The 17,975-nt window shown below is 35.2% G+C and carries 14 protein-coding genes and 1 other annotated feature; of the genes, 7 read left to right on the top strand and 7 right to left on the bottom strand.

Going from position 1 to position 17,975, the window contains the following annotated elements:
* Window positions 1-72: 72 nt before the first annotated feature.
* Window positions 73-1,782, bottom strand: a complete 1,710-nt coding sequence (gene ezrA, locus D9842_RS14105; RefSeq protein ID WP_162987438.1) for a septation ring formation regulator EzrA — start codon at window positions 1,780-1,782, stop codon at window positions 73-75.
* 422 nt (window positions 1,783-2,204) lie between these two features.
* On the opposite strand from ezrA, the gene hisJ reads away from it, so the two are divergent.
* Complete coding sequence (gene hisJ, locus D9842_RS14110; protein WP_121663063.1) at window positions 2,205-3,017, top strand: histidinol-phosphatase HisJ; 813 nt, start codon at window positions 2,205-2,207, stop codon at window positions 3,015-3,017.
* On the opposite strand, the gene refZ is transcribed toward hisJ, so the two are convergent.
* Window positions 3,000-3,650, bottom strand: a complete 651-nt coding sequence (gene refZ / locus D9842_RS14115) for a forespore capture DNA-binding protein RefZ (protein WP_121663064.1) — start codon at window positions 3,648-3,650, stop codon at window positions 3,000-3,002. The genes hisJ and refZ overlap by 18 nt on opposite strands.
* Before the next feature lie 120 nt (window positions 3,651-3,770).
* On the opposite strand from refZ, the gene D9842_RS14120 reads away from it, so the two are divergent.
* Window positions 3,771-4,250, top strand: coding sequence for a GAF domain-containing protein (locus D9842_RS14120; protein WP_121663065.1), 480 nt, complete (start codon window positions 3,771-3,773; stop codon window positions 4,248-4,250).
* A 309-nt stretch (window positions 4,251-4,559) separates the two neighbouring features.
* Here the strand turns inward: D9842_RS14120 and D9842_RS14125 are convergent, their stop codons facing one another.
* Entirely contained in the window at window positions 4,560-6,344 is a 1,785-nt protein-coding gene (locus tag D9842_RS14125) for a sensor domain-containing diguanylate cyclase (RefSeq protein ID WP_251396179.1), read from the bottom strand.
* Between the two features lie 419 nt (window positions 6,345-6,763).
* Here D9842_RS14125 and rpsD point away from each other — a divergent pair, with 419 nt between their 5' ends.
* On the top strand, window positions 6,764-7,366 hold the full coding sequence (rpsD, locus tag D9842_RS14130) for a 30S ribosomal protein S4 (protein WP_098794993.1): 603 nt from the start codon (window positions 6,764-6,766) through the stop codon (window positions 7,364-7,366).
* Between the two features lie 107 nt (window positions 7,367-7,473).
* Here the strand turns inward: rpsD and tyrS are convergent, their stop codons facing one another.
* Complete coding sequence (tyrS, locus tag D9842_RS14135; RefSeq protein ID WP_121663066.1) at window positions 7,474-8,739, bottom strand: tyrosine--tRNA ligase; 1,266 nt, start codon at window positions 8,737-8,739, stop codon at window positions 7,474-7,476.
* Between the two features lie 57 nt (window positions 8,740-8,796).
* Window positions 8,797-9,024 (bottom strand) — a binding site (T-box leader).
* A gap of 143 nt (window positions 9,025-9,167) precedes the next feature.
* Here tyrS and D9842_RS14140 point away from each other — a divergent pair.
* A complete protein-coding gene (locus D9842_RS14140; protein ID WP_121663067.1) occupies window positions 9,168-12,026 on the top strand; it encodes a transglycosylase domain-containing protein in 2,859 nt (952 codons plus the stop codon).
* A 36-nt stretch (window positions 12,027-12,062) separates the two neighbouring features.
* Here the strand turns inward: D9842_RS14140 and acsA are convergent, their stop codons facing one another.
* Complete coding sequence (gene acsA, locus D9842_RS14145; RefSeq protein WP_121663068.1) at window positions 12,063-13,775, bottom strand: acetate--CoA ligase; 1,713 nt, start codon at window positions 13,773-13,775, stop codon at window positions 12,063-12,065.
* A gap of 343 nt (window positions 13,776-14,118) precedes the next feature.
* On the opposite strand from acsA, the gene D9842_RS14150 reads away from it, so the two are divergent.
* The 3 genes from D9842_RS14150 to D9842_RS14160 are packed head-to-tail and all read left to right on the top strand — an operon-like array spanning window position 14,119 to window position 16,602.
* Window positions 14,119-14,751 (top strand): GNAT family N-acetyltransferase, encoded by a 633-nt coding sequence (locus D9842_RS14150; RefSeq protein ID WP_121663069.1) that lies wholly within the window; start codon window positions 14,119-14,121, stop codon window positions 14,749-14,751.
* Between the two features lie 52 nt (window positions 14,752-14,803).
* A complete protein-coding gene (locus tag D9842_RS14155; protein ID WP_121663070.1) occupies window positions 14,804-15,448 on the top strand; it encodes an acetoin utilization AcuB family protein in 645 nt (214 codons plus the stop codon).
* Window positions 15,445-16,602 carry an acetoin utilization protein AcuC gene (locus D9842_RS14160; protein ID WP_121663071.1) on the top strand — a complete coding sequence of 386 codons (1,158 nt, stop codon included), beginning with the start codon at window positions 15,445-15,447 and terminating at the stop codon, window positions 16,600-16,602. Before D9842_RS14155 ends, D9842_RS14160 begins: the two co-directional genes overlap by 4 nt.
* Before the next feature lie 48 nt (window positions 16,603-16,650).
* Here the strand turns inward: D9842_RS14160 and D9842_RS14165 are convergent, their stop codons facing one another.
* Both D9842_RS14165 and ccpA read right to left on the bottom strand, forming a co-directional pair.
* The gene (locus D9842_RS14165; protein ID WP_162987248.1) at window positions 16,651-16,788 is read right to left on the bottom strand and encodes a hypothetical protein; all 138 of its coding nucleotides are present in this window, start codon (window positions 16,786-16,788) and stop codon (window positions 16,651-16,653) included.
* A 98-nt stretch (window positions 16,789-16,886) separates the two neighbouring features.
* On the bottom strand, window positions 16,887-17,888 hold the full coding sequence (gene ccpA / locus D9842_RS14170; protein WP_098794986.1) for a catabolite control protein A: 1,002 nt from the start codon (window positions 17,886-17,888) through the stop codon (window positions 16,887-16,889).
* Between the last annotated feature and the right edge of the window lie 87 nt (window positions 17,889-17,975).

Raw genomic sequence — 17,975 nt, forward strand, 5'->3', positions numbered from 1 at the left:
GCATTTCCTAAAATAAAAAAAATGATAGGAAGAAACAAGCCACTATTTCGAAACTTGGTTCCTCTTATCATTTTACTTATAAGTTATTGTTTTATCTTGTTCATTTATTAGTTCCCGAATTTTTTCAAAAGAACCAGGTTCTACTTGTTCTAGTGCTGCAGCTGCAACGTGTAATGCCTCATTATAATCATTATGTCTAAACAATTCTTCGGCTTGCTTAAATTTTGTCGCCAGTTGCTGATTACGGCTTCGGTACCTGTTTCCATACTGGATGATTTGCTCTACTAGGTATACCTCTTCTATGAGATCGTCCCCAGTTTCTTTTAAAGACTTAACTGATTGAACAGCCTCTGATAGTAACTCATTAACAATCACCATATTAAGTGGGATTTCATCCAATTTCGTTGTTACCTTTAGTACATCCCGTTTAGCCTTTTCTATTAGTTCAAGAAACTCAACAGGCAGACCCGGTATATTACTTTGTTGTACCGATCTTGTTGTATCAAGAAGTAGTCTTTTTAATTGATTTAAACTATCTCTTGCTTGGAGCTCATCACTTCTAAGAGTTTGAAGCATTTCACGGTATTGATTATGCTCTTCTAGCAGCTGCTTAATTTGTTTATCAATGTCTTCAAGATCTTCTTTCACGATGGAATGAGCTACATGGTCATTTAATAAGTTCTGTTGAATATGAGCAAATTTCTTCTCAACCTGTAAAATCTGTTTTTCAATTAGCTTTTGTTTATCTAATTCAGTTGCTGATAGTTGATAACTCTGTTTAACAAGCTCTGTTTCTTCAACAGTAGCTGCTTTTTGTTCTGATAGTTCGACTAATTGGTCATGTATTTGATCCTTCACTTTTTTTACAAACTGATTAGCCTCAACTTCTTTTTCTAATAAATCATATAAATTGTCAATAGATTCCTGAATGAATTGCAAGCCATCCTGTACATCATCGAGATCAGCTTCTTCTAGTTTCTTTTTGAACTTTTCTAGCTGATTGTTTATCTTCTCAATTTCTAAATCTAATTGAATATGCTCTAAATAGTAGCCTGATGCTACCATTTCCTTGTATCCTTCTTTTAGTTCGTTTACTAAGTTTGGAATTGTCACTGAGCATTCTGTTAATAATTTAGGAAGTTCATTCATTTTTTCTTGTAGAACATCAAGGTCCATTTTTAGCTGAACTAACACTTCTCTAGCTACTAAATAATTTCCCTGTTCGGTTTCAGCATCAAATTGTTTAAGGGAATCTGTTATTTCAGTTAAGGTGTCATCTAATTTACGATGTGCTTTACCAAACTGATGACTATGAGCTAATAAGGTCTTTTTAACTCGTTTATATTGATCTTTTACTTCTTCACCTTCAACTGTATTTTTCTCTTCACTCGTCACAAGCTCATTAATTTCTTCAATAATCTTATCGATGTTTTCATTTACAGTTAAAAGAACACGGTCAATATGTTGTAAAACTCCTTGCGACTTTTTAAATCGATATTTATCAGCGAAGTCCTCGGCATCAAAAAGTAACTCTTCTACTTCAGGGAGTTGAGATGTAATAATTTCATCCCACTCAGCTCTCCATTGTTCAAACAATTCTTCTGCTTGTCCAACCATCTTCAATTCTTTTACTTTCGATAACTCATCGATAATTGAGCGATTCATAATTTCAATCTTACGTGCCTCTAGACGATCAACCTCTTTATATATTTTTCTTCTAAACATGTATCCCGCACCAAATATAATACATATTAGAAGGACAATTCCAATTAAAACTTCCATAGTTGGCCCCCTCGTACTACACAAAATCCTCATGACAGGGAAGAAGAGTTCCCGGATGATGTACATCTTTCAACATCATGCTGATAAGCGTTATTAAGTATCTATTTATTTTTTCGTATGTTGAATATGTTTATTGTTGTTAATTAGTATTGTTCTCTTTAGAGTCTCCTTTTTTTAACATGCAATTAACAATCTAGTAAAAAATCCACAAAAAAACCATATATATTTTAAGACTTTGTTAATGTTAATTCAATGTATTTATGATACCATGTAAACGACATTTTTTGACCACAAATTTAAAATTTTTTACATTATTTGTCCAGTTATGATGAAAGGGCATCTATATCTTTATGAAACAGGCTGAAACGTGTATCTTGATAACAATATAAATTGTTATTGTTACAGTAAAAGGGGGAGAAAATATGCTACTCAAGAAGGATGGACATGTTCACACACCATTTTGTCCACATGGGTCAACTGATGAACTGGAGTTATATATTAAACAGGCTATAAAAGAGGGTTTTAACTGCCTAACATTTACTGAACACGCTCCACTTCCAAAAGGCTTTAAAGATCCAACACCACTAGAAGATAGTGCCATGAAAATTGAAGAACTTGGCGGTTATTTTGAACGTATCCTTTTATTAAAAGAAAGATATCAAAATTCCATTACCATTAAGGTCGGTTTGGAAATTGACTATATAAGAGAATATGAGAAAGAAACAACTGATTTTCTAAATGAGTATGGAAAATACTTAGATGATAGTATTTTATCTGTTCACTTTTTAAAGATAAAAGATCAATATTATTGTATGGATTTTGACGATAAAACCTTTAATGAGATGATTCTCGAAGCAGGTTCATTAAACGTATTGCATGAAACCTATTACAATGAAGTTCTCCATTCAATTAATAGTGATTTAGGAAAATATAAACCAAAAAGAATTGGGCACATAACGCTTGTTAACAAATTTCAAAAACTTTTCCCTGTAACCTTCACAAATAAAAAGTGGATACTTGATATTTTAACTTCGATTAAAGAAAATAACTTAGAAATAGATTATAATGTAGCAGGACTAAGAAAAGAATATTGTGGTGAGATTTATCCTAATGATGAAATTGCAAAAATGGCAATAAAACAAGAAATCCCTCTCATCTATGGATCGGATGCCCACAGTGCTAGGGATGTTGGAAAGAACTATAAATATTTTGAGCAGTTATCGAATAGCAAGTAGATTACGATCTTGTGAGAACTTGTCTACTAACAACGAATTTAGCCATAATTTCAACTCTTTATAATACTGATGCACAAAGTATGCTTCGTGTGGTTGAATATGAAGGACTTCACTCATATATTGTGGCTGTAAATACGGCATATGCAATAGACTTCTAAGTTGGATGATTAAATGCGGGATAAATCCCTTTCGAAAATGTCCTTCCTCGATCCCTTGTTCTAACAGTGACTTAATGTAATATTTTTCTTTGGTTAAATAGGTTGTCATCACCTCACGATTTAAAACAGAGTCTACTGTCACTTCACGATAAACTAATCGAGAAAGTTGACGGTTTTCATGCTGATAATGCAATAAATCTAAAATCATTTTACTAAGCACATCATGGGTATTTCCATATTGTGTATGTGAGTAATTTTCTTCAATGATTTTAAGATAGCCTTCATAATAATGTGATACAAGATATTCAAGAAGTCCACCTTTTCCTTTAAAATAATATGAAATGTGGGCAACATTAACATTGGCTCTACTGGCTATCTCTCTTACAGAGGTACCAGTAAATCCCTTAGAGTTAAATAAGTAGATGGCAGCATCAAGTATCTTTTGTTTTGTATCACGGGAGTTTGTTTGAGTCATAGTCATTACACCTCCTATTCATATATAATATTTTCAATCATTTAGTATCAAAATCCTTTATGATTCGCTCGACAAAGTTCTTCATCATCAAGGAAATTTATCAAAAGGTAGGTAATTTAGATGTTTCATGTCGAAAAATATAATGGTAATAAGTCCGATCAATATTCATTGGTCATAAATCAATTAAAAGCTTTACTAGAGGGAGAAGAAGATCGTATCGCTAACTTAGCAAATGCTTCGTCTCTTCTAAATCAATTTTTAGATAATGTCAATTGGGTTGGATTTTATTTAATGAAGGAAGGTCAACTTGTATTAGGACCTTTCCAAGGATTACCAGCATGCGTTCGAATTCCTGTTGGAAAAGGTGTTTGTGGTACAGCCGCAGCTAATAAAAAAACAGAGCGAATCGCAGATGTTCACCAGTTCCCAGGACACATTGCATGTGATGCAGCATCTAATTCAGAGATTGTTGTTCCTCTTATCATTGACGGTGAAGTGATTGGTGTCCTAGATATTGACAGCCCAATAAAAGATCGATTCAATGAAGAAGATCAAGTGTTTTTAGAAAACTTTGTAGATGTTTTGGTTCAATATATTTAAAACTATCACAACAATAAAAAATGACCATCAAATCAGGACACTGTTTGATGGTCATTTTTTATATGTAGGTTTTGTCTTTTCCTTAAGTTAACACAGATATTTAAAGTGGAAGATGTTTTAAAAGTATTCATTTTCCCCTTTTTTGTACTTTTTTACCTAAAAAAGTACGCAGATGGATGATTATCACATTCTAAAAAAAACATGCGAGACTGGATTTATTATAACGGTCACCTTCACCTTAATCCAAAATAAAAGACTGTAGGCAAGCCCGTTTTTTATCGAGTTTGTCTACAGCCTGCCAAGAGCTAATCAGTGAATATCATCCTGAACGATCACTTGATTTTTCCCTAGGTTTTTAGCAACATATAATGCCTTATCAGCGCGGCTGAATAATTGATTATAATTACGTTCATTTTCAGCAATCCAATAGGATACTCCACAAGATATTGTCACTGAGGGATTTGTATTTTCCGCTACCTTTTTTACAATTCTCTCGGCAATGGCGGTTCCTGCTTCAAGGTCAACTTGTGGCAGATAAACAGCTAATTCCTCGCCACCCCATCTTGCTCCAATATCATGCTCTCTACTATTACTTTTAATAATATTGGCAACCTGAACCAAAACTTCGTCTCCAACTTGATGACCGAATGTATCATTAACTCCCTTAAAATTATCAATATCAATTAATAAAAATGTTCCTTGACGATCAGCTTTCATTGAGTTCTCTATACAATTGTTCATGTAATTACGTGAGTACAATTGTGTTAATTGGTCAGTTTTAACTAATGTTTCTAACTCTTCTCGTAATAAGGAATTAGATAGGGCCAATGTAGAATGATGAATTAACGATTGAAGAAGTTTAAACATATCAAAAGAAAAATGATAAGAATTTTTGTGAAGGACAATTGCACAGCCTCGAAGGGTATCACTTTGGACCATTGGTACAGCCATAACCGATGCAAAGGAGCCATCTGGCAGGTATTGTGTTATATCACCTAAAAATAGCCCTTCTAGATTCTTTTCAAGTTTTCCTTTTATATAATCGATATAAACATGCACTTCATTCGTATTAAAAAATTTAGTACTACCTGGAAAAATTTGAAATTCATTTTGATGATTTTGATAGAAAAAGCCCACCTCATCAGCTTCAAAAGATTCCATGATTCTTGATGTCATATATGTCATCGTATCTACCAATCGTAAGTTTTTATTTAAACGATGGGACGTTTCATTAATAAGTTGTAAATCCTTAATTAATCTCTTTGATTGATCGTATAATTGGGCATTTTCCATCGCGGTACCAGCTGCATTTGCAAGCATAATAATAAAGTTTTTATCTTGATCTGCGAGGTTTATCCCGTGATTAACGACCACTTGCAATACACCATATACCCCTTGCTTACCTTTTAATGGAGTATATAAAATCGTTTGATTAATCTTCTCATCAAATGAAAACTGTATTTTACCTGTTACAAAGGCTTCCATAGCCATTTCATTTCCATCTTGATGATCAAATCCGAGATCTTTAATTGGTAAATTCAAGTTATTTTCATTATCGTGTGATAAGAACAAATAGAAAATAAATTCATTATACATTTCTTGTAATGTTGTAATTAATTCTACTAAAACATCATCTTTATTCATAAAAGCATGAAATTGCTCTGTTAAATGAAATAATTTTTCATACTTCTGCTCATTTTCGGTAACTTGTATTAACTCCATACAATGGTCATAAAAGGATGTACACGTTTTTGCTAATTCATTCATAACTGCTGGTGAGTACTCATTTTCAAAGCCCTTTAATTGAAGGATCCCTTTTAGTTTATCTTTACGAAAAATTGGGATTAGAACTTGACCGCCATGGTAATAGGCTTCTCCATTTTTGAGAATGAACGTATTAAATGGGGTATCATCAATTGGTGAAGACTGTGTGTAAAACTCGTCTCTACTATTATAGAAATAAAAAACAGCATGACGAATTGAAAGCTCACTTTTTACAGTTTCAGAAAGCTTTTCCACAATGTCAGATAATGAACGTTTATTATGATGTTTGCTAATAAATTCAAAAAATGCGCATTTAGTAGCAGTTATCACGAATTGTTCTCCCATAAAATCACCCACACTAAAAGTTACAAATTTAAACTAAGTCAAATTACTCATACATTATATCATAAATCAATTCTATAGATAGTAGAGTAAATATTTTTATTTCCAATGAAATGAAATGAACTTATTTGTTTATACTTTACTAATGATTATTTCAAAAAATTATCTATTTATGTAAAGGTTCTTGACTTTATACATAGAAAAACATATAATGTTCGTTGTGTATAAAATATGCAGCCTATTGATGGTGCAATGGTGAATTCATTTTATTCCCCTTTTTATATAAGGAGGTGTATCGAGTAACTCTATGCTGCTGGAGCGAGGATACATGAAAATAAAATGTGCATGATTGTTAGTCAGTCTGGTTTTTATTTTATGCAAAATAAAAACATAAAGGAGGAGTTAGCATGGCTCGTTATACAGGCTCAAGCTGGAAACTCTCTCGTCGTTTAGGTATTTCATTAAGTGGTACAGGTAAAGAATTAGAAAAGCGTCCATATGCTCCAGGACAACACGGTCCAGGACAACGCAAAAAAATCTCTGAGTACGGATTACAATTACAAGAGAAGCAAAAGCTTCGTCACATGTATGGTGTAAATGAGCGCCAATTCCGTAACTTATTTGATAAAGCTGGTAAAATGGCTGGTAAACATGGTGAGAACTTCATGATTCTTCTTGATTCTCGTCTTGATAACGTAGTATACCGTTTAGGTTTAGCTCGTACTCGCCGTCAAGCTCGTCAATTAGTTAACCACGGTCATATCATGGTTGATGGTGGACGTGTTGATATCCCATCTTACCAATTAAAACCTGGTCAAACTATCACTTTACGTGAAAAATCTCGCAACCTTGACATCGTTAAGGAAGCAATCGAAGTAAGCAACTTCGTACCTGACTACCTAACTTTCGACGCAGATAAATTAGAAGGTACTTTCACTCGCTTACCTGAGCGTTCTGAATTACCTGCTGAAATTAACGAAGCTCTTATCGTTGAGTTCTACTCTCGTTAATAGTTTTGAAAAAACCTATACCAATTGGTATAGGTTTTTTATTTTGATTAATAAACATTTGAAAGAAAAAAAGAGAACAAATCCTTAGATTCATTCTCTTTCTCGCTTTATCCGGTATAACGGATAAGGAAGTATTTCTTTTTCCCTCTGCGAATCACAGTAAACTTCCCGTCAATTTTATCTTCATCTGAAATAACTTTCGTTAAATCTTGAACACGTTCACCATTGATATAGATTGCACCATTTGATAGATCCTCACGAGCTTGGCGCTTCGATGGAGAAATTTTCGCTTCAATAAGCAAATCAATTAATCCTATTTCCTCTGAAGAAATTTCTGTTGATGGAACATCTTTAAAACCTTCTAAAATCTCTTGACTTGTTAATTCTTTGATATCACCACTAAATAGAGCCTGTGAAATCTTGATTGCTTGTTTTAAAGAATCTTCACCATGCACCATTTTTGTCACTTCTTCGGCAAGAGCCTTTTGAGCCGCACGTTTTTCAGGAGCATTTGCCACTTCGTTTTCAAGCTCTTCAATCTCTTGTTGAGTAAGGAATGTGAAGTATTTAATGTATTTAATAACATCTCTATCATCCGTATTAATCCAGAATTGATAGAACTCGTAAGGTGATGTTTTTTCGGCATCCAACCAAATTGCTCCACCTTCTGTTTTACCGAATTTCGTTCCATCTGCCTTAGTAACTAAAGGAATGGTTAATCCAAAAGCCTTTGAGTCTTCCTCTGATTTACGGATTAATTCTAAGCCTGCTGTAATATTTCCCCACTGATCACTACCACCGATTTGTAGTTTACAGTTATTATTTTGGTATAACTTTAAAAAGTCATAAGATTGTAAAATCATGTAACTGAATTCGGTAAATGAAATACCAGACTCAATACGTGTTTGCACTGAATCTTTTGCAAGCATATAGTTGATTCCGAAGTTTTTCCCTACATCACGAAGGAATGAAATAACATCTAAGCTGCCAATCCAATCAAAGTTATTAACGATTACAGCCGGATTTTTATCTAACTCAAAGTCCAAAAATCTTGAAAGCTGCCCTTTAATTCGGTCAGACCAGTTCTGAACGATATCAGAGGTGTTTAAGGTACGCTCTGCTTTTTTACCACTAGGATCACCGATTAGTCCAGTAGCTCCTCCAACAAGAGCTATTGGATGATGTCCATGTAATTGAAAACGACGAAGAGTTAAAACTGGCAGTAAATGACCAATATGAAGGCTATCTGCTGTTGGGTCAAACCCTGAATAAAGACTAATCTCCCCTTCTTCCAAAGCTTTTGCCAAGCCCTCTTCATCTGTTACTTGATTAACTAATCCTCTAAATTGTAAGTCCTTTAATAAATCACTCATCTTTGGTCCTCCTTTATATTTTATTGTAAGGTAAACACCAAAAAGCCCCTTCATCACTGAAGGGGCGAAAGTATCGCGGTACCACCCTACTTAGGATTTATTTTCATAATCCTCACTCGGTTAAATAACGGTAAAAACCGTCTTTTCCTACTTAGGTTACTAATCCCTGTTCAAAAAAGAAGCTCATGGACGTAATTCATGGAGAATCTTTGTACTGATTTACACCAACCATCAGCTCTCTATAACAGTGAGATACCCATTACTGAATCCAATCTTTGCTATTCCATATACTAATTACAAGCAATTTTAACCATAAAGGAAATAGAATGTCAACTGGTTAAATAACCATCATCTCCATTCACGACAAAAGCATACAAATTTTTTATCTTATTATGTTATAATAAATAAGATTTGGGGGGAATGCATATATGAGCAAAAAGGATGAAAAACAAAGGCGTTTCTCACCTTTTAACAAAGATATTGCCAAAGGTCTCCGGATATCATATAACGTCATTGGAAATCTACTTTTATTATTTCTTATTATAGGACTTATTGGTATATGCTTTGCAGGAGGTGTAGGTGCCGGGTATTTTGCTTCGCTTGTAAAAGACGAGCCCATTCGTTCATACGAAAACATGAGAAATGACATATACAACTATGAAGAAACTTCTCTCATTTATTTCGATGAAAACGTCTACTTAGGTAAATTAAATGCCGATATCGAGCGAGAGGAAGTAAAGCTGGAGAATGTTTCAAAACATGTTATAAATGCTGTTGTTGCAACAGAGGACGAACTCTTCTATGAACATCATGGTGTCGTTCCAAAAGCGATCATGCGCGCACTTTTTCAGGAGTTTACAAATGCATCTGTACAAACAGGTGGAAGTACACTCACACAACAATTGATTAAAAATCAAATATTAACAAATGAAGTATCTTTTGACAGAAAAGCAAAAGAAATTCTGTTAGCTTTACGACTAGAAAAATTCTTTGAGAAAGATGAAATCATTGAAGCTTATTTAAATGTAGCAGATTTTGGTCGTAATTCAAATGGAAAAAATATTGCAGGTGTTCAAGCAGCCGCCAAAGGAATTTTTGGTGTTGAAGCAAAGGATCTAAGTATCCCACAAGCTGCATTTATCGCTGGATTACCACAAAGTCCATTCGGATATACACCATTCTCAAATGATGGTGGGGCAGTAAAGGAAAGTCTTGAGCCTGGTATTAATCGAATGAAAACTGTACTAAGCCGTATGTATACAGGTGGCTTTATTACAAAAGAAGAATATGAAGAGGCACTTACGTATGACATCCGTGCGAATTTAACACCAAAGAAGCCTTCTTCTATTGAACGGTACCCATATTTAACATATGAGGTTGAAGATCGTGCAATTGACATAATTATGGTCAAACTTGCAGAAAAAGATGGATATACAGAAGAAGAAATTAAAAAAGATGATGACTTACAGGCACAATATCGTTCTTTAGCAGATAAAGACCTTAGACAAAATGGATATCGAATTCACACAACAATAAATAAAGAGATTTACGATAAAATGCAAGAAGTGGTTGATGAGTATGGGTATTACGGCAGTGATAAGCCTGAAAAGGTAAAAGACCCGGATACTGGAGAAACCATTACTGTACAAGAACCTGTTGAGGTTGGTGGTGTTTTAATTGAAAATACCACTGGAAAAATCATTAGTTTTGTTGGTGGGCGTGACTTTAATCGAGAAAATCTAAATCACGCAACTGATGCCCTGCGTCCAAATGGTTCAACGATGAAGCCATTGCTCGTTTATGCTCCTTCTATGGAGCTCGGAAAATCTCAACCTGGGACAGTTATTGCCGATGTTCCGATGACTGGATCATGGAAACCAAAGAACTACGGTGGAGGCTATCATGGCTTAACTAGTGCTAGAACAGCACTAAAATACTCTTACAACGTTCCAGCTGCTAAAACCTACATGGAGATTATGAATCAAAATCCAGTATCTTACTTGGAAAAGATGGGCTTTAGTACGCTAACTGAAGAAGATTATGGAATTGCTTCACTTAGTTTAGGAGCTATGACAAAGGGTGTAACCGTTGAGGAAAATGTTAATGCATATGGAACCTTTGCTAATCAAGGTAAATTTGTTGATGCTTATTTAATTGAAAAAATTGAAGCAAGTAATGGTGATGTTATTTTCCAACATGAAAAAGTGGAAAACGAAGTATTTTCAGCTCAAACTGCCTACCTTACTCTTGATATGATGCGTGATGTTATTAGAAGCGGTACAGCTGCTTCACTAAATAGTTATCTTTCATTTAGTGCGGATTGGGCAGGAAAAACAGGAACTGGTCAAGATTATAGAGATGCATGGTTTGTTGCCACAAACCCAAATGTATCGTTTGGAACATGGATTGGTTATGATACACCAAAACCACTAGAGCAAAATTATAAAGGAATGTCATATAGCAAAAGAAACATTCTGTTATGGGCAAAATTGATGAATGTTGCTTATGAAGTAAATCCAGAATTAGTTGCACCGAAAAATCGTTTTGAAATGCCAGGGGGAATTGTTAGACGTTCTTACTGTGCTCTAACCGGTGAGCTACCTTCTGCTTTATGTCGAGAGGCTGGTCTTGTTACAACAGATCTTTTCAATGCAAAGTATGTTCCAACTAAAGTTGATGACAGCTTAACAAGAGGCAAATATGTGTTTGTTAAAGATCGGGCTTATAAAGTTCCTTCAACAGCTCCTTCTGAGTTTGTTCAAGAAGGTGTTATGTTGAAGAAAGAAATTCTCGATAAACACAATATTAGTAATGTTAGTGATCTCAAACGACTGTTACCTAACACTGTGAAATGGGGTAATTTAGTTGTAACTGAAGGAAAAGAAATTACCGATAACGGTGCATCTCCTAGCCAAGTAAGCGGGGTATCAGCAAGTGGAACGAGAATTAGTTGGAGAGCAAATGGAGACAACGACATCCTTGGATACCGTGTCTATGCTGCAGCTAATTTTTCAACGAACTTTAAAAAGGTTGCAAGCGTTCCAGCTTCAAATTCATTGTCTGTTACCGTTGGTAGCAATCCTGCTGCTTATTATGTAGTTGCAGTTGACGTAGCTGGCCATGAATCAGTGCCTTCAAGTATAGTAAAAATTGGGGATTATGCTGAGGAAAAACCGAAGGTAGAACCCCCTCCTAAGCCAGAGGAACCAAATGAAGAAACACAACCTGCAGAACAAACAGAAGGAGAGCCAGAAACTCCCTCTCCTTCTGAACCAGTAACAGAATAAAAAAGAGCTGTTCATTTTTGAACAGCTCTTTTTTTATTAATCTTCCATTGTTGATAAGTCACCTGTAGGTAAATCAAGCTCCCAAGCCTTTAACACACGACGCATAATTTTTCCGCTTCGTGTTTTAGGAAGTTTATCACGGAAATCTATTTCACGTGGAGCAGCATGAGCTGCTAATCCTTTTTTCACAAATGTGCGGATTTCTTCCTTTAATTCATCAGTTGGTTCATACCCTTCACGAAGTGCGACGAATGCTTTAATAATTTCTCCTCTAACAGGGTCAGGTTTTCCGATTACACCTGCTTCAGCAATCGCAGGGTGCTCGACCAGTTTACTTTCAACCTCAAACGGTCCTACACGTTCACCTGAAGTCATAATAACATCATCTATACGGCCTTGGAACCAGAAGTATCCATCTTCATCCATATAAGCAGAGTCCCCAGAAACGTACCAGTTACCAGGCATAAAATAAGATTCAAACTTCTCCTGATTATTCCAAATCGTATGCATCATTGAAGGCCAGCCTTTTTTAATAGCTAGGTTCCCCATTCGATATGGTGGTAATTCATTACCTTGATCATCAACAATTGCAGCTTCTACACCAGGAATTGGTTTACCCATAGAACCAGGCTTTATTTCCATACATGGATAATTGCAAATTAGTTGTGCCCCAGTTTCTGTCATCCACCAAGTATCATGTATGCGGTTGTTGAATACCTTTACTCCCCAACGAACTACCTCAGGGTTTAATGGTTCACCCACACTTAAAATATGTCTCAATGTGCTTGTGTTAAATTGTTTAACAAGTTCATCTCCAGCTCCCATCAACATTCTAAAAGCTGTTGGTGCACTATACCAAACAGTAACACCATAATCCTCAATCGTTTGATACCATGACTCTGGTTTAAATCTTCCACCAACAATAACATTAGTGGCCCCAGATAACCATGGTCCGAAGATTCCGTAAACAGTTCCTGTTACCCAGCCTGGATCTGCTGTGCACCAGTATACATCATCCTCTTTTAAGTCTAATACCCATTGTGAAGTTTGGTAATGCTGAACCATTGCCCCATGGACGTGCAGAACACCTTTTGGTTTACCAGTTGAACCAGATGTATAGTGAAGCAGTAACCCATCTGTTTTTTCCATCCATTCAATTTCTAATTCCTTACTTGCTGTTTTCATCTCAGTTAGTAAATCTATATGAGAGTCGTCTACCGTTTCCCCAACAATAACAACATGCTTTAAGGATGGTAGTTCATTTACAGGAACTCTTTCAAGTAACTCAGGAGTTGTAACGATTACTTTTGCATCACTATCTTCTAATCGGTCTCTTACAGCACCTTCCATAAAAGCTTCGAATAAAGGACCAACAATAGCCCCAAGCTTAATTGCACCTAAAATGACAGAATATAATTCAGGGGTTCTTGGCAAAAATACAAAAAGGCGGTCACCTTTTACAACATCAGCTTTATCCTTTAAGACGTTCGCAGCTTTATTTGAAAGCTCTTTTAATTCTTTAAATGTATATTTCTCATCTCGTTCAGGGTCGCGATAATAAAGAGCCACTTTATTTTTTCGGAACGTTTCTACATGCTTATCAATTGCTTCATATGCAGCATTAACACGGCCTGTTTCAGCCCAGGTAAAATTCTTTTCAACTTCTGACCAATCAAATGAGTGATACGTTGTATCATAGTCTGTTAAATTATAATTCCCCTTCGTTACTGGCAACGCTTCCAATTTCATCTTAACTCCCCCTTATGTAGAATACATATCTATTATATTACAATACTTCATTTTTCACAATTTTTCAAATTTATATAATTTATTATCTTGTAAACGCTTAAATTTTTACCTTAATCTAGTATAATAGATAGTAGACATATGAAATCCAAATGGCAAACTCATAACAATTTGTAAAAATTAGCCACCTTCACCTTGAATATAACGCAAAATGAAAATACTTTGCAAGACTTTTTTCTATCCTATTCAATATGATACGATTTTGCAAAGATAAAATACAAAATGAATTTTTGTATCAATTCCTTAAAAATAATTTTCTTTTATTACAATAAAGGGCGGTGACCTAATGAAACATCCTAAGACATATAATGCTAAAGAATTAAAAACACCGATCGGAAGTATTTTTATTGAAGGGCCAATCCCACCTGATAAGCTTGCAGGCTATGAATTTCACGATGGATTAGTAGCATTTCGTCAGCCTAAGCAGCAGCAAAAAGCATTAGTAGAAATAGCAGGTTTACCCGAAGGTAGAATTATTATTGCTAGACATCGTGAAGTTATTATTGGATATGTTACATACCTCTACCCTGATCCACTTGAAAGATGGTCTGAAGGAAATATGGAGGAATTAATAGAATTAGGTGCAATTGAAGTTGCTCCTGAATTCCGCGGTTATTCAGTAGGAAAAAATCTCCTAAGAGTTTCAATGATGGATGATGCAATGGAAGATTATATTATCATTACAACAGAGTACTATTGGCATTGGGACTTAAAAGGGTCTGGATTAAATGTATGGGAATATCGAAAAGTAATGGAAAAAATGATGAATGCTGGAGGGTTAGAATGGTACGCTACAGATGAACCTGAAATAAGTTCTCACCCAGCAAATTGCCTTATGGCTAGAATAGGAAAAAGAATCCATTCTGAATCTGTTCAAAAGTTTGATCAGCTGCGGTTTAAAAACCGTTTCATGTATTAATTCATATAGATAAACAGATCGTCGCTAACCTAAACCCTGGGAGGGAAAAACAATGATTGTTAGACAAATCATGAAGCAAGACATTATTACCTTACGTTCTGATGATCCTATAAGTCTCGCACTAGCATCAATGAAAAAAAATAAAATACGTCACATTCCAATTGTGAACGAATCGAATCAATTAGTTGGGATTGTGACGGAAAGAGATGTTAAAGATGCTAGCCCATCTATTTTCCAGCTGGAGCTAAAGGAGGATTTTTTAAACAAACCTATTAAGAAAATTATGTCCACTGATCTTATTACCGGACATCCACTAGACTTTGTTGAAGAGGTTGCAGCCATTTTAATTGATAACAGAATTGGTTGTTTACCAATTCTTCAGGATCGTCAACTTGTTGGGCTAATTACCGAATCGGATTTATTACATACATTTGTAAAACTAACGGGTGCTGACCAGCCTGCATCACATATTGAAATAAAGGTTCCGAATAAAGCTGGAATGTTAGCTGAGGTTGCTTCCATTTTTCTAAAAAGAAAAGCAAATATTGCAAGTGCGCTTATCTATCCTGATACGGACGATAAATATAAAATACTTGTTTTTCGTATTCAAACAATAAATGTAACAATGATCATAAATGACTTAAAAGCTGAAGGATACCAAGTATTATCGCCTGATTTGTCGGAGAATGCTAGATGACAAAGAAAGATACTGTATTTGTCTACTCTCCCCTATTTCAGCAGTATAAGTTTCATAATGATCACCCTTTTAATCAATTACGAGTTGAACTAACCTATGATCTACTAAAAGAAATAAAGGCACTTGATGAAGCAGACCTCGTTACACCTAGAATGGCTACAATAGATGAATTAGCACTAATTCATGATCGAAAATATATTAAAGCTGTAGAATTAGCTGGACACGGAAAATTGCAAAATGAGGAAGCACTCAACTATGGGATCGGCACAGAAGATACTCCAATCTTTCCTAACATGCACGAAGCGAGTTCATTACTTGTAGGAGGAACCTTGACTGCTGTTGATTATGTAATGGAAGGGAAAGCAACACATGCCGCAAATTTTGGTGGAGGACTACATCATGGGTTTAGAGGAAAAGCATCCGGATTTTGCATTTATAATGATAGCTCTGTAGCGATAAAATATATGCAGGAGAAATATGGTGTAAAAGTTTTATATATCGATACCGATGCTCATCATGGCGATGGAGTTCAGTGGACTTTTTATGATGATCCGAATGTATGTACACTTTCTATTCATGAAACGGGCAGATACCTATTCCCTGGAACAGGAAATGTAACAGAACGTGGCGCCGGTAAAGGATATGGCTACTCCTTTAACATTCCTTTAGATGCGTTCACAGAGGATGAATCATGGCTTGATGCCTACCGTACCTCTATAGAGGAGGTTGCCGCTTTTTTTAAACCAGATGTTATTCTAACACAAAACGGAGCAGATGCACATTATCATGATCCCTTAACACATTTATCGGCTACAATGGCCATTTATCACGAAATTCCTAAAATTGCTCATGAAATTGCCCACAAATATTGTGGTGGCCGATGGATAGCAGTTGGTGGTGGGGGATATGATATTTGGAGAGTTGTTCCTAGAGCATGGAGCTTAATATGGCTTGAAATGAATCAAAAAAACATTCCTGATACCATCCCAAAATCATGGATTGATAAATGGCAAAAAAAATCTCCAGTAAAATTACCAGAGCGTTGGTACGATCATGAAGATCTTTATAAACCAATCCCTAGGAAAGCTGAGATTGAAGAAAAAAATGCCTTAACAGTTGAAAAAGCACTTTTACCTATCCGACCAAGTAAATAGAAAAATAAAAAAAAATAGAAGCACACTTAAAAATGTGTTTCTATTTTTTTACTTATTTTCACCTTTCATTAAGAAGGAATAGGTGAAAACAAGTCCAAAAATATAAAGAGCAACAGCGACATAAGCCGGTAGTAAATGAACAATTGTTGTGTAGCCAATAACGAAGTGAGTGATGATCCCTGCCAAAAATGCAGGAAATCCTCCAATGATGCCATAAGCTAACTTCTTTATTATATAACAAAACGAGCAAATCAAAAGGTTTGCTCGTTTCTTTGTTCATTCCATTATTTAGTTGATTGTCTATACTCAATTCGGTGTGGTAGCTCTACGATATGATTTTCTACTTCTTCTTTATTCATATATTTGGTTAATAAACGCATAGCAACTGCTCCGATGTCATAAGTCGGTTGAACAACAGTTGTTAACTGTGGTCGTACCATTGTTGCAAGTCTAGTGTTATCGAAACCAACTATTTCAAAATCTTCAGGAATTGAATATTGACGATCTTGTGCACCATGAATAACTCCCAATGCCATTTCATCTGTACCAACGAAAATTGCTGTTGGTTTTTCCTGTAATTCATCAATCTTATCAAAAGCTTCAATTCCAGAATCGTACGTATAATCACCTTCGACAACTAATTCTTCATCAAAAGGAAGTCCTGCCTCTTCTAAGGCACGTTTATATCCAACTGATTTTTTCAAGCGGTTAACAGGCTCTTCTGCTGGTCCTTCAACATATGCGATTCTTTTATGTCCCTTCTCAATTAACATAGAAATAACATCATATGCCGCCTGCTCGTAATTAATATTAACCGAAGGTGTTGTTCCTGTTAAATCAACAGATGCAGCTAAAACAATTGGTACTGGAGAACGTTTAAATTGTTCTACTAACTCTTCTGTTACATTTCCACTCATGAACACAATTCCGTCCACTTGTTTCCCTAACATTGTATTTAACAGATGTAATTCCTTATCTTTATTTTGATCAGAATTACTTAAAATAATATTGTACTTGTACATCGTAGCAATATCTTCAATTCCACGGGCTAATTCTGAATAGAAAATACTTGAGATATCCGGGATAATGACTCCTACAGTTGTGGTTTTTTTACTAGCCAATCCTCTAGCCACTGCGTTTGGACGGTACCCTAATCGCTCAATAGCATCTAAAACTTTTTTTCTTGTTGTTGGTTTAACATTGGGATTTCCGTTTACTACACGAGAAACAGTTGCCATTGAAACATTTGCTTCACGAGCAACATCATATATTGTAACACTTGACATGATCAACACTCCTTCAAATACATACGAAATATATATTTACTATTTTCATTACGTTCATTATGATACTTTGCTATGTAATAAGCTGTA

Origin of the sequence: Metabacillus litoralis, assembly GCF_003667825.1 — a bacterium.
GTDB lineage: Bacteria > Bacillota > Bacilli > Bacillales > Bacillaceae > Metabacillus > Metabacillus litoralis_B.